The sequence below is a fragment of the Paenibacillus sp. FSL H8-0175 genome (assembly GCF_045040615.1).
GTDB lineage: Bacteria > Bacillota > Bacilli > Paenibacillales > Paenibacillaceae > Paenibacillus_AQ > Paenibacillus_AQ odorifer.
In genome coordinates this window covers 2,938,904-2,952,511 of the sequence record NZ_CP150299.1, presented here as the reverse complement: position 1 = coordinate 2,952,511, position 13,608 = coordinate 2,938,904, and the positions used below count along the sequence as shown (strand labels likewise).

General features: G+C 42.0%; 12 protein-coding genes. 1 reads left to right on the top strand and 11 read right to left on the bottom strand.

Translation table 11 applies throughout. The annotated features are described in order from the left end of the window. Window positions 1-26 precede the first annotated feature (26 nt). From MHH46_RS12835 to MHH46_RS12805, 7 genes are all read right to left on the bottom strand, one after another. Window positions 27-1,223 (bottom strand): hypothetical protein, encoded by a 1,197-nt coding sequence (locus tag MHH46_RS12835; protein WP_076125937.1) that lies wholly within the window; start codon window positions 1,221-1,223, stop codon window positions 27-29. Between the two features lie 14 nt (window positions 1,224-1,237). Then, window positions 1,238-2,836 (bottom strand): response regulator, encoded by a 1,599-nt coding sequence (locus MHH46_RS12830; RefSeq protein WP_076125936.1) that lies wholly within the window; start codon window positions 2,834-2,836, stop codon window positions 1,238-1,240. A gap of 17 nt (window positions 2,837-2,853) precedes the next feature. After that, the gene (locus MHH46_RS12825) at window positions 2,854-4,173 is read right to left on the bottom strand and encodes an ABC transporter substrate-binding protein (RefSeq protein WP_076183887.1); all 1,320 of its coding nucleotides are present in this window, start codon (window positions 4,171-4,173) and stop codon (window positions 2,854-2,856) included. A gap of 62 nt (window positions 4,174-4,235) precedes the next feature. Further along, the gene (locus MHH46_RS12820; protein WP_076125934.1) at window positions 4,236-5,960 is read right to left on the bottom strand and encodes a sensor histidine kinase; all 1,725 of its coding nucleotides are present in this window, start codon (window positions 5,958-5,960) and stop codon (window positions 4,236-4,238) included. An 83-nt stretch (window positions 5,961-6,043) separates the two neighbouring features. Further along, the gene (locus tag MHH46_RS12815) at window positions 6,044-6,907 is read right to left on the bottom strand and encodes a carbohydrate ABC transporter permease (protein WP_038570403.1); all 864 of its coding nucleotides are present in this window, start codon (window positions 6,905-6,907) and stop codon (window positions 6,044-6,046) included. Further along, the gene (locus MHH46_RS12810; RefSeq protein WP_036686279.1) at window positions 6,904-7,857 is read right to left on the bottom strand and encodes a carbohydrate ABC transporter permease; all 954 of its coding nucleotides are present in this window, start codon (window positions 7,855-7,857) and stop codon (window positions 6,904-6,906) included. Before MHH46_RS12810 ends, MHH46_RS12815 begins: the two co-directional genes overlap by 4 nt. Before the next feature lie 103 nt (window positions 7,858-7,960). Continuing rightward, entirely contained in the window at window positions 7,961-9,319 is a 1,359-nt protein-coding gene (locus MHH46_RS12805) for an ABC transporter substrate-binding protein (protein ID WP_076125933.1), read from the bottom strand. A gap of 270 nt (window positions 9,320-9,589) precedes the next feature. Here MHH46_RS12805 and MHH46_RS12800 point away from each other — a divergent pair, with 270 nt between their 5' ends. After that, the gene (locus MHH46_RS12800) at window positions 9,590-9,802 is read left to right on the top strand and encodes a hypothetical protein (RefSeq protein ID WP_076125931.1); all 213 of its coding nucleotides are present in this window, start codon (window positions 9,590-9,592) and stop codon (window positions 9,800-9,802) included. A 78-nt stretch (window positions 9,803-9,880) separates the two neighbouring features. On the opposite strand, the gene MHH46_RS12795 is transcribed toward MHH46_RS12800, so the two are convergent. The 4 genes from MHH46_RS12795 to MHH46_RS12780 all read right to left on the bottom strand — a co-directional run bounded on the left by MHH46_RS12795 (window position 9,881) and on the right by MHH46_RS12780 (window position 13,464). Continuing rightward, a complete protein-coding gene (locus MHH46_RS12795; RefSeq protein ID WP_172628809.1) occupies window positions 9,881-10,042 on the bottom strand; it encodes a hypothetical protein in 162 nt (53 codons plus the stop codon). 144 nt (window positions 10,043-10,186) lie between these two features. After that, window positions 10,187-11,080, bottom strand: coding sequence for a polysaccharide deacetylase family protein (locus tag MHH46_RS12790; RefSeq protein WP_076189902.1), 894 nt, complete (start codon window positions 11,078-11,080; stop codon window positions 10,187-10,189). 141 nt (window positions 11,081-11,221) lie between these two features. After that, entirely contained in the window at window positions 11,222-11,815 is a 594-nt protein-coding gene (locus MHH46_RS12785; protein ID WP_076125930.1) for a TIGR00730 family Rossman fold protein, read from the bottom strand. Window positions 11,816-11,904: 89 nt separating this feature from the next. After that, window positions 11,905-13,464 (bottom strand): hypothetical protein, encoded by a 1,560-nt coding sequence (locus tag MHH46_RS12780; RefSeq protein ID WP_076189901.1) that lies wholly within the window; start codon window positions 13,462-13,464, stop codon window positions 11,905-11,907. Between the last annotated feature and the right edge of the window lie 144 nt (window positions 13,465-13,608).

Sequence of the window (13,608 nt, the reverse complement as noted above, 5' to 3'; positions counted from 1 at the left end):
ATACTCTCCTTCTCATTTAAATTACGTTAGCATTGCAGCCAACATCCATCTTCCTTCACTTCGTATTGACCTTTGATCTCACCAATTCCATTAAGGATTAACGAATCTTTATTAAAAGTTGGAGGTTCATCTAGTACGAGGTGCAGTTTATTAATATTTCGAAGGTCAGCTGTATAGTAGCTAATCACTGGCTTTTCCAGAAAATACTCCGCATCATTGATTTGGATTCGTAAATTATTCTTATGAATGCATTTCTCATCTCCACCAATAATACCCATAGGATTAAAACCCGTAGATTTTATATCTCCTTCAATATACAGGTGGTACCCTTCAAGGCTGATAAAATCAATGAATTCCTTCTCCCTGATTGTTTTGACCGATTGCATAATATCTTCCGTTTCTTTGCTGATGGATATCTCCTCGAAGGGAATGATGACTTGATCCACAAATTGCTTAAAAAACGCATATAAACTTAACTCCGACTTCATAAACTCTTCTTTCCAATCGGTCCGAAGCTCATCCAGCAGCAAACATATAAACAGACCAGAACCGTAGCAGCTTCTTCTGATATTAGCCGAAGATTCAAGTTCATCTATTAAATACGAACTGAATTTGTGCAATACTTCCTCATTAGGTAGGGTGGATTTTTCGGCATAGGCATTTAATTCAACATACCATGCGGGTCCTTCCAGCGTTTCAATAAGATATTCATTTAGCACGTACTCCCCGAGCAGTTGTTCTCTTTGTTGACGGATGGCAATAAATCTGTACATTGCGTGATTACGCTCTTCAATAGTAGCTGCCATTACACTAAGATATAAATGATGTCTTTCTTGAATCCGCAATTCCATATTTTCGAGGGATAAAGGGTAGGTAATCATCAATAATTCATCTGCATAACGTTCATCTCCCATCAGGAATTGATAACCGTGAAATAATTCGTGTACACAAATGGCGTACAAGTCTTCGAATTCTTCATGTAATTCCAGATTAACGATGGCTGTAGGGTGATCCTCATATAAAATGATGGTATCTCCTGAGAATTCATTACTCCAAGGAAGCAAATGTGGATGATATCCTACCGTTTTGAATTTGGGATGATTGTACAGATACACGTTATCCTTATTATAAAATGCAAAAGAAACAGCCTCGAACCCCTTCCAATATTTCTGCAGCTTGTGGTTCGTTAAACACTTAACAATCATCTCCAAATGAAATTCCATCCCTTACCTCCTCGTTAATGGCTCTGCTTAGTATGCTCTTCTCGGTATTCTGTTGGTGTTTGACCACTAGCCTTTTTAAAAACCTGTGTAAAATAACGCGGGTCCTGATAACCGACAAGAGGAGCTATCTGATACACTTTTACGTTGCTGCTCTGCAAAATATACTTCGCCCGCTCCATCCGGCAGTGTGTAACATACTCCAAAAAGGTATAGCCTGTTATTTGCTTATATAAAGTGCAGAAATGACTGATGCTGAGATCAGCCAGCTCCGCTACTTCCTCAATACTTAAATCTTTATGGTAATTACTCTCAATATAACGTTTCGCTTTCTCGATGGCGCTACGCGTATCCTCGCGGTTCACAGGCTTGTTCCCTTGCTCCAATCGCACACCAAACTCTTCTTTCAGAGCAGAGATCACTTCATTTAAAGTGCCGAGATTGTGCATCTTGCTAAGTAATCCATGCAAGGACCAATCTGAATTTATATTCAAATACTCATAATTTCTGTATAACACAACGATCAATTCAACAAGAAGACGTTCAGCCATATCCTTAGGAACAGCTTGTGACTCAATAAATAAAGCAAGCTCATCAAATAAAGACCACATCCGGTCTCTATTTAAGGTACGTATACTTTCAATCAGCGCGGTTTCCAGCTCTTTTGGGTATTTCACCTCTTTACTGCTTGGGAACGATATCTCTTCATCAATAAAGACCCCGGCAAGCCCCGAATAGAACCGTTGATATAAGGCCTTCGCGGCCAGAGGGTAAACCGTACTTAATTGATCAATGCCTTGTGTGGTGCGGCTGATGCCTACGGAACAAGACTGCTTGGAGTATCTCTTGATTCCCGCTATCAAATGTTCACCAAGTTCTCTCCTGCTGGCGCTTAAAGATCCAGGGAACAGTAGTATCCACTCTCCATTATGAAACGGGAAAACCGTCAGCACGCCATGCTCCAGTGACCATTCTTCCACAATATTGCGGATTGCAAACAGCCATAGCCGTTTTTCTTCTACACTCCATTGACTGCTCAGTGTGGTGTAGTCATCTAACTGGACAACAGCCATGAAATATCCGCTCTCCAGTTCACTGTTCTCCAGCCATTTCAGATGCTCAAGCGGCCTTGCATTTCCCAAAGTGATTTCTGCAAACAGACGTTCACGTGCAAGCAATGACAGCATCTGTACAGAATGAATCAGCTGATCATTTTGCTTCTGTTCATCCAGCTTGGTTCTGGCGCGGTTTAGCATTTCAACCAGTTCATCATGATCGATCGGCTTCAATAAATAATCAAAAGCACCTTGACGTAATGCTTCTCTTGCATATTCGAACTCTCCGTACCCGCTTATAAAAATAAACACCAGCTTCGGGTTTTTAGACAATACTTCCTTCATCAACGTAATCCCGTCAATTACGGGCATGCGAATATCACTAATCACGATATGTGGTGAAGTGTCTTCTATCAAGCGGAGAGCTAATTCTCCATTTCGGGCCTCTCCCACAATCTCCATCTGAAGATCATTCCATGGAATGGCTGCTTTTAAGCTACGAAGAATAATCGGCTCATCATCCACGATTATTACTTTATATTTCTCTTGTAACTCATCCATTCCCTGCACCTCCAGGATCATTGTACACTTGAGCTTTGGATCAAATTCCAGTATTGAATGGAGGATGCCTGCACTTGCTTTAACGCTTGCTCAGCAGACATTTCTCCGTTAATCATCTGTTCTATAACACTCAGGAACGTTTTTTTCACTTCTGGTGACAATACATTATCATAAGGGACAAAGCTCTTCCGGTTAACTTCCATCATATTCATGACTTGCGCGAATACGGGTCCTGTCTTCTCAGGATCAAAGGCGATGCGCATAGACGGAATTCTCAACCCTTCATATACAATCCGAGTCTGAACCTCCTGGGTGTAAAAAGCTTTCATGAGATCGAGCGCAGCCTCCCGCTTCGCTCCGCTTAGTTCGGAGGAAAGGCCGATGCCAAATGTATAACCGCCGGCAATCGAAGGTTGTTCCCCCTTCTTCAATGTGGGAAACGGAATAACACCTACCTCATTTTGAAAATCCGTAGGAGCTGCTGTTCCGGCAAATAAATTGATATCCCAGTTTCCGTTCAGATACATCGCAGCCTTGCCGCTCGTAAATAATCCCACCGCATTTTCTGTGGATAATGCATTCGATTTCGTGCTGAAGGCACCTTCTTTGATCCATTGCTCCAAGTGCTGAAAAGCCTTTAAATACGCCTCATTCTGAAAGCTGGCTTGATCTTCACCAGTGATCAGCTTCTCGATCAAGTCGGCGCCGGCATAACGATCCATTAAATAATGTGCAAAAATTCCTGCGGGCCAACGATCTTCGTTGCCAAGTGCAAATGGAATATACCCTGCCGACTTCAGCTTTAGTATGGCAGCATCAAGCTCTTGCAGCGTTTCTGGCGGCTTCAAACCCAGCTTTTCGAAGATGGTTTTATTAAAATATAAAGGTTCAGCATTCCCTTCAATGGGCAAGCCATAAATATGGTTGTCAAAGGTCCAGAGATCCAGATCCTTGAATTGATTGGTTAGTGCATTCTCCCGGACGAAATCCGTCAGATCAATCAGACGCTTAGAGCGTACATATGGCTCAATCTCCGCTCCACCGAACAAAACAAACATATCTGGCGGGGTGCCAGTAACCATCTCGTTCTTCAGCTTTTGGTCACGGTGCAACGTCTGGTCTAAACCTTCAAAGTTAACTTTCACATTTGGATGCTCTAACTGGTATTTGTCCACGATATCTTCATAAATAGTCAACAGTGGCCGATCATGCTCTTTTATCCAGAAATGACGGAAAGTTAATGTGATTTTCTCTGGTGAATCATCTTCAATGGGTTCTTGCTTTCCTAAAGTTATAAATAAAACCGCACCCGAAATCAGCACTAGATATAACCACATCCAGCCCCATTTCAATAACCATTTTTTGATAACATTCTCCCCCTTTCTTTCCGTACGGTCGATTACGGCAGTATTTTTGGTATTCGGATTCGGATGGTTGAACCAAAGCCGGGGGATGAACACACTAGTATGCCGTATGGACTGCCGAACCGAATATTCAAGCGTTCATGCACATTTTTAAGCCCCACGCCGCTATCACTGTATTTCTTCTGAGCACTTCCCTCGTTATCCCAAAGACTCATCATCTTGGCAAGGTCAAAGCCGGGGCCGTTATCTTTTACGATAATGATCATATCCATGCCCATTTCATAGGCCGTAATCTCAATGACCCCTGGGTCCTCCATCTGCTCAATCGCATGATACAGCGCATTCTCAACAATCGGCTGAACGATCAGCTTTTGTGTCATGAACGTCCTAAGACCATCCGAAAGATCTATGATATACGAGAATTTATCTTCAAAACGAAACTTCTGGATATCCAAATAATGACGGACATGCTCGAACTCCATATGCAGCGGAATCAGCTCCTGATTCTGACTGATACTGATTCGCAGCAGCTTGCCGAGTGAGATGACCATTTTGCTAATATCTTTATTGCCTTGCAGCACTGCCATCGAATTAATCGATTCGAGTGAATTATAAATAAAATGAGGGTTAATCTGCGCCATTAGCGCTTGCATTTCTGCTTCCTTCTTACGTCCCTGCTCAGTCTCCACCTGCACAAGCAGTTCATTGATCTGCGTGCTCATCCGATTAAAGCCATCAATCAGCAAATCACTTTCATCATCAGCACGATAGGGTGTAGTGATCGGCGTAAATATCCCTTGCTTCACCCGCTTCATCCCGTTAACCGCACTATTAATACTATGAACGAGCCTCCGTACGAAATAGCGGTCGAACAAAATGGCGGACAACAGCGAAACTGTACTTAAAATAATCGCAATATTCCGGATGGATACAGATTCTGACGAGATGAGATTCATAGGTGTAATGGCTACTAAATACCAGGCTGCATTATGAGAAGGTAGGAAGGTTATGAGTGATTTTTCCCCCTGATAGTTGTCGATGTAATAGTCATGTTCCTTAGCATAATCATTCTGTAAAAAGGGGAACTCTGTGCGTTGTCCAATATGTTCACCGGATTTATTAAAAACGATATTGCCTAGCTTGTTGACCAGCAAAATATCCCCCTTCTTGAGGGTTGCTGCTTCCCAGAAAATCTGATCCAATAAATCAGGTTTTACATTAACAACCAGATATCCGATATCTTCGAGAGAATATGAATCTTTGATTACTCTTGCTTGTACAAGTACCGGATTGCCGGAGATCTCCGAGCCATTTTCTCCCGGTCCTGACCACACGGGCCGCCCTTCGGCGCCTTCCATCGCGTCAAACCAGCTTTGTCTCTTCAAGTCCTCAAAAGACATCGATGCATTGTATTGATAAATTAAACGATCTTTACTATAAAAACTAAATGAAGTAATCATTGGATGATCAATGAGATAACTGCTAAGCTCCTGCTTTCGATCATAAGTGATTACAAAATTCTTCTGCTTCAGTGATTGCTGAACAACCGGCTGCGTAATTTTTGAATTCGTGATCGAGGTGATTTCACTAAGCGCGAATTTAAGCTTTCGATCCGTTTCAAGCAGTGAAATCCAGTAGAAATTGCTTGATTTTTTCTCCATTGCATTAGAAAAATTAACGTAAGTGACGATCCCCATCAGAATAACCGGAATAAAGACGAGAAGAATAATAGCGAACAAGATTTTACGGCGGAGTTTCATGATATTCCCCTTCCCCCTGCTGTCTCTGTCCTCTAGTATTCTTCACAAAACCGCCTATTCCCTGTAAAGATCAAAAAGTAAGATCAGCTCTTAATAGCTCCTGAAGTAAGTCCAGCAATCACCCAGCGGCTAAATAACAGGAATACAATCAGCAGTGGCAAGGTTGCCGTAAACGTTGCTGACATGATCATTCCGTAGTCTAGACCATCGCGATTGGAGAACAGCTGCTGGAGCGCAATCTGAATTGTGAAATGCTCTTGATTCTTCAGTACCACTAAAGGCCAGAAGAAGTCATTCCAAACGGTCATAAAATTCAGTATACCTAGTGTAGCCATAGCTGGAGTAATGACCGGGATAGCGATGTTCCAGAAGATCCGGAAATGTCCGCCGCCATCGATCCGACCTGCTTCAATCAATTCCGTATGTACAGCTGTAGTGATATACTGCCGCATCCAGAAGATCCCGAAGGCATTAACCATCGCCGGAACAATAAGTGCCTTGAAAGAGTCTATCCAGTGGAGCTTGGCCATAATTACGTAAGTAGGTAATACACCAAGCTGCTGTGGCACAAATAATGTAGCAATTACAAAGTAGAACAGAAAATTTTTAAACGGAAATTCATATTTGGCAAAGGCATAACCTGCCAGTGTACAGAAAAACACGACTGATATTGTAACCATAGATGAGACAAATAAAGAGTTGCCCAAGGCTTGAAAGAAGTCTGTTTTGTCCAGTACCCGCTGGAAATTCTCAAAAAACTGGTCTCCAACCGTAAGCAAAGGTGGCACATGGAATACTGCGCCTCTGTCATTAGTGCCAACTACAAACATCCAATAAAAAGGAAAGATGGACACGAGCGCACCAACAATCAGCAGCAGATAAAATCCTAACTTGCCGATGATCCCTAGATCATCCGGATCTTTTTTAAATACACGCAGCGTACTCACGCTTTACCCCCTCCCGTATCTCCACCCATGCGATTTGAGACCAGCATATTGAGGACAGAGAAAATAATCGTGACCAGGAACAGCAAGACTGCCGTAGCTGCTGCCGTACCAAAAAATCCGTTGCGGAATGCTTCGCTATACAAATAAGTAACCATAGTGATTCCTTCCTGACGTGTAGATCCAGTTCCCGCTTGGCCCAAAAATACATAAGGCTCAGTGAACAGCTGCAAGGCACCTATAGTTGAAAGCAAGGTAACAAATACAATGAATGGCTTCAATAGCGGTAACGTTATAAAGGTTAGCTGTTGTCTTCTGTTCGCACCGTCAATACGTGCCGCTTCATATAGATCCGTAGGGATACTTTGCAAGCCTGATAGAAAAATAATGGCATTATACCCCGTCCAGCGCCACATAACCATCGTAGAAATGGCGATTTTAACGCCCCACCAGCCAGAGTTGAAGGCCATACTATCCAGTCCCAAGCCGTTTAGAATCCAGTTGATCATTCCGTTGTTGCCAAACAGTGTGCTGAACACGAGCGTAACCGCAACGATAGACGTAATATTAGGCATAAAAAATAAAACCCGGAACGTCTTCTTAAAGCGAGTCATCGCCGAATTCAACAAAACAGCAATCAATAGAGCTAGTAATATCTGTGGAACAGTACCCATAAGCCCCATAATTAACGTGTTGCTAAAAGAAATCCAAAAGGTCGGATCACTTGTGACCAGATCATAGTTTTTCCACCCTACAAATTTCATAGGATTCAGGGCATCCCATTTAAAGAACGAGAGATAGATCGTGAAGAAGATCGGATATAGTCCAAATATCGAGAACAGAATAAAAAAGGGCGAAATAAACGTGTAAGCAGTGATGCGGCTCCTTCTTTGTTCAGTTAAAAAGCGGCGCTTGCTCTCGGCATGCGGACTTGAAATAACAGGTTGTGCCATGTCACACCTCCAGGTAATCTAACGTGTAAATCCGAATTCACAGAGAATGTTTCACTCTATGAATCCGGACCTTCTAGAAATTGAATTTCATAAGCTTGAAATCTTAGCTGCGTTCAGCCAATGTTTTCGCTTGTTTTACTGCTTCGTTCCATTCTTTGGTCGGATCTGCTTTTTTCTCCAACACATTTTTCAAGGCGTTTTTGAAGAAAGTATCGGTTTGGTCATGAAGCGGACCGTAGTATACAGGTTTTACCCGGTTTGCTGCTTTACCGAATTCTACAGCGGTTTGTTGTCCACCGAAGAAATCATCTTTGAAATCTACGAATGCAGGATCTTCATACAGGGCAGGAATGGAAGGCATAAGGCCTTTGGTTTTGAAAGATTCCAGTTGGTTTTCCTTGTTATCCATCCATGCGATAAAGTCATAAGCTTCTTTCGAGTGTTTGCCTTCTTTTGGCAGCGTCAGGAACGAGCCACCCCAGTTACCAGCACCTTCAGGGAGCTGAGCAATTTTCCATTTGCCAGAGGAGTCTGGAGCATTACTCTTAACATTTCCTGCCATCCAAGCTGGTCCCATAACTACTGCAAATGAACCGTCGTTCATGCCTTGACCCCATTCAGGAGACCAGAGCATAACATTGCTGATCCAGCCTTCTTGAATACCTTTAACCGTGAAATCATAAGCTTTTTTGACTTGCGGATTGGTATCTCCGATAAAGCTGCCATCAGCTTTGCTGAAATAGATTTCATCAGCAGATTGGTCACGCAAAGCATTAAAGGTAAGATCCGTAAGGTCTACAAATGGTTTGCCTGTTTTATCTTTAAAAGCTTTGGCAACAGCTGCGAACTTATCCCAAGTATCAATAGCAGCGCCGAATCCTTCTGAATCACTTGGCAGCCCAGCTTCTTCAGCCAAATCTGTGCGGTAATATACAACCGTTGGGCCGATATCTGTTGGAAGACCTAGCTGGAAGCTGCCATCTACGGAAGAAGCTTGTTTCCATTTCCAATCCAGATAGTTGGCTTGAATATCTTTGGCACCCAGATCATTCAGGTTATAGAACTTGTCCTGAGCGTTGATGAAACGTTCCATGAAACCGATTTCAAGTTGGAAAATATCAGGCGCACCCGATCCAGCCGACAAAGCAGTGGTCAAATTATTATGGTGCGCGGTTTGGTCACCGGTATTTTGCACTTTGATCGTAATGTTTGGATGTTCCTTAGTGTACTCCTTCGCTAAATCCTCGTAGTTCACGTTGCCCAGTGTCCAGAAAGAAAGTTCGATTTTCTCAGCCGGTTCTGTTCCCTCATCCTTAGTAGGTTCACTTGTGCTTGCTGCGTTGTTACCTGCATTTTTGTTTGATGTGTTGTTGTTCTCGGCGTTGTTGCCTCCGCATGCTGCCAGTGAACCTACGAGCATGATAGCGACTAACGATAGCGCCAAGTGTTTTACTTTATTCATTCCCCTGTACCCCTTTCAAAGGTTTCTCTTACAAGAATTAGTGTACAGGGTTTAAATTCTTTTTTTGAGGAGGTAAACTTCCGATTTATGGTGGAAATAATTACGAAACCATTCATATCTATGTTATGTCTAAGGAGGGAGTATAAAATTTCGTCCAAATATGTTCCTCACAGAATACGTGTACTTCATCTTAAATTGGATTTCTTGTGCTTCCGCAGGTATACTATTTTTATTTCTTACTTCATTACATGATCAAAGGAGTTATTACCCATGCCCATTAACCGCCCGCTGCTAAGCGACAGCGATTTCCAAGAAGCCGTTGACCGCAAATTACCTGTTCGTGTATTTCAGGACGATCATTTAGTAAATTCAGGAGCAACCGTTGTCCGCTTCACTGATTTCGATGTTGTTATTCAATCTAGAGTTAGTGATCTGACTTACTACTCACGCAAGAGCTGCGAATTTTTTGAGGTCAGACCCTAAAGAAAGCCGGAATGCAATGATCTCTAGGATCATCGCGTTCCGGCTTTCTTTAACAGACATAGGGTATAGCTTTCATCTTTAATTTTTGTTGTAGGTGCTGTACGCTTTCATTTTCTCATTCAGAACTTCCTGGAAACTCATTCTCTTCTTGTCTGCTTTTCCTTGCTTGGGATTGACCACGGGCTGAGGTCTAAAAAACTGATGATTGTAAGCCATAAGATTATGTACGATCACATTCATTGGATTTCAACCTCCTTCCGTGATGTTACTGAAATTTGCATTTCTGCTTGGTTACTTACGGCTTATTTACCCAGCTTCGCCAAAGTTTAAACAGTTTTATCAGATTCATATTAAAAAATGAAAAAGTGCACCCTTTACAATATGCTAAATACATCTTTGTAAATCACGTATGTCTTTCCACGAAATAAGTTTAATCTCCTCATTAATAATCAATTCCTTAATTTCAATATCATTTAGAAGACGATATTCCAATTCTCTTTCTGTATAACATTTCGTTATTGCTATTAATTGATCTGTTATTTTAGATGGATGTATAGTTAACTGTGTTATTCCAGGTTTTAAATTCTTTAACAATTCAGTTAATCTCATTTTCATTTTGCTATATTCCGCAGCAGGGTAAAAACAGTAAGGAAGAGAAATTATATCATCGATTAATAAAATCCCCCTTTCTTTTGCTGAAGAAATTCTTTTTTGAAACAATCTCAACTGATCATTATTAAAAAAGGGTTGTTCTAATATCCTAATAGGTAAATTAAAGGGCAGGCGGTACTTTTCACACAAATCAAATATTATTTCTAAAAAATCTCGCCCAGTGTATAACCCCATAATACTCCCCCCATGACTATCCAGATGAGTTGGATCAATGTCTTGTACGATTGCACTTTGGATTTGCGATTCTAACTCTATTCTAATCTCGTCATCAGCAGCGTTTCTTTCCAGAAGAGTGGCATCTTGATGAAAATCCCCTTTCCCCGTAATTAAGCTACTCAAGATTTTTTCTTTGAATACTGGTTGATACGGATATTTCTCGCCACTCGTTAGCGTTAGATGAATTCCAATATTCTTTATTCCTTTCCAATTAATTATCTTCATAGCGTCATTTGAGTCTGGGCAAGGCATCATAATAGATGTGGATGTTATAGCTTTTCCTTCAAATAAGTTAACAATAGCTTCATTAGTTCCTTTAGTTATTCCGAAATCGTCGGCATTAATTATTAACAGACGGTCGTCAGCCGCAAAGCCTAATTTTCGAATCATAAACCTTCCCCCTATTACTGAATAATTTAACAAAAAGAAAATAAAAAATAAGGACGTAGACACCGTGAAGTGTTTGCGTCCTTATTGTGAATAGCGTGCTAAACCAATTATTCGCACCTTAGAGCAGTGGAAACCTTGAATCTAGCGCTGAGACGGGAACCTTGCTTTCCCCTTCTCATCATTATTATGATCCACTCGCCCTCTCATCAGTTCAAGCAGATATTCGGGTTCTGAGTTCATATGCAGCATTTGAAGTGCAGTTTTTGGTGCAAAACCTTCAGCCACACTATGGGAGATCAAGGCTTGCAGTGGATTAAAATAACCTCGAACATTCAGCAGCCCTATAGGCTTCTGATGAATACCAATCTGCATCCAGCACAGAATTTCAAATAGCTCATCGAAGGTTCCAAGACCTCCCGGCAAAGCAATAAAAGCATCCGCCATACCGCTCATTACCGCCTTACGTTCATGCATACTAGAGACCTCAATCAGATTCGTCAATCCGGAGTGTCTGATTTCATCTTGAAAAAGATCCACTGGCATAATTCCTACAGCTTCGCCACCATTAGCGAGTACCCCGTCCGCAACCTGTCCCATAAGGCCATTCCGCGAACCTCCATAGACCAACCTACAGCCTTGTGCCGCTATATGATAACCTAATTCCCTAGCCATTTCCGTATATTCAGAGTTAAGACCTGGATTCGATCCGGCAAACACACATATTGTAAAAGCCATTCCTATCACTCCAGACTGGTTATTATGGTGAAATTGAGATTAATTCACTTATTGTACCTCAGAATATTAATATATGTGTTAAATGTAAGTCATCTTTTTGTTTGTAATGTTAATTGGTACAGCGTACTATTCCACTCCGCAGATAGACCTGTAGCTTTGGCCAAAGCCGCTGCTGGCACTAGAGAAGTATAGCTTACTTTAATGGATTCTGCTGATGGTAATGAAATTTTCTTCCCAGCTTTCGTCAACGTCAGTTCCCCCTCCAAAGACAGGGTATATCCCAGACTTTCTGCTACATCCCTAATCGGTACTTTTACACTTCCATCCATAAAAATAGCAGACTGTGCGGAATACATTTTTGAACCATCTACAATTACAGTAACAGGCTTTAAAATAGGAGATATAGTAAAAGGACGTGAATCAACCGCGCTAATTCCGAGTTGACCAAACCTATTTGTTCCCCAAGCCACAGCTGTTCCATCCTTCAGGACTGCATACTTACTATTCTCACCCATGGCAAAAGAAACAGGATCACTCAATCCTTTTATTAACTTAGGCTGCGTAAAAACTAAACGGTTGTCGGTTGATGGTTGGGTACTCCAAGTCCACACGGTGCCATCTTTTTTAACAGCTGCAAAGTTGTCTAAATCCAGCGTAAGTTTTGAGATCGATTTTACGGCTGTAATCTTTTGCAGACCTTGTAGTGAGGTACCAGCTTTCCATACCCAGTATTCTCCTTTTTTATTGCCAACAAGATTGAACCCGTTTTTCGTCTGGACAGATACAATATCCGTAAGACCTGGCATCTTGCTCATCGTGACTTCGTTATAATTATTGCTGTCAATTGTTCCCCAGACGCTCCCGCTCTCGGTTAAAGCCAGTATACTGCGATCGCTCATAGAGACGGACTTTACATGGTATAAATCCTTAACTGGGGTCGGTTTCTTCATCACATTCGTGTTCTCTGTTTGCGGGATAGCACTCCAAATCCACAGCGTACCGTTAGTTCGAATGGCGGCATGATAAATACTGCTTCCGATCCACTTCACTTCGCTCAAACCCTGTACCTTAGTGGCAGCAGGCAGCTCTGTATAGCCCACATCTGAAGCTTCTGGAGGATTCCACTGGAGTAGACTTCCATCGTTTCTCAAAGCTAATGCACTATGCAATCCTGACGATATACTAACCACATCACTCATTCCTGAGATCCCTTGAGGAAGCAGAACCTTGTGTTGTTTAGCACTTGCCCCATTGCCAGCTTCTGCTACACTCTTATCCCGATAATCTCCCCAAGCCTTAACCGTACCGTCTTCGTTCAGCGCTACATAGTACGCTTCGCCGATCGCCAGCTGTTTCGTATGTTCAAGCCCAGCTATTCTATGGGGAGTAATCGTCCAACCCTCAGGCCCGACAGTTCCATTAGCAAATTGACCAAAAACATTACTCCCCCAGGACCAAACATCTCCGTCAGTTCCCACCGCAAAAGAGCTTCCACCCCAAAAACCAGGCGAAGCAACAATCTCCTTAATCCCACCCAACTTCCCAGGTGATGGAGCTGCACTTATAACTTGAGGGACAGACAATGCAGTCACCAGACTTGAACAAACCAACAAACTAAACAGCCTTAGCTTCCTTGAAAATAAGTGCATCTTGATTTTCCCTTCTTATGATATTATTGTAATTATTATTTCTATTACACTAAGACGCTATAAAGCTGACAAAAGTTGTAGTTTATCTTAAATCCCGGGATTCAGATTGGTTTGAATTATGATATAATTACGCTGCCTTAGATC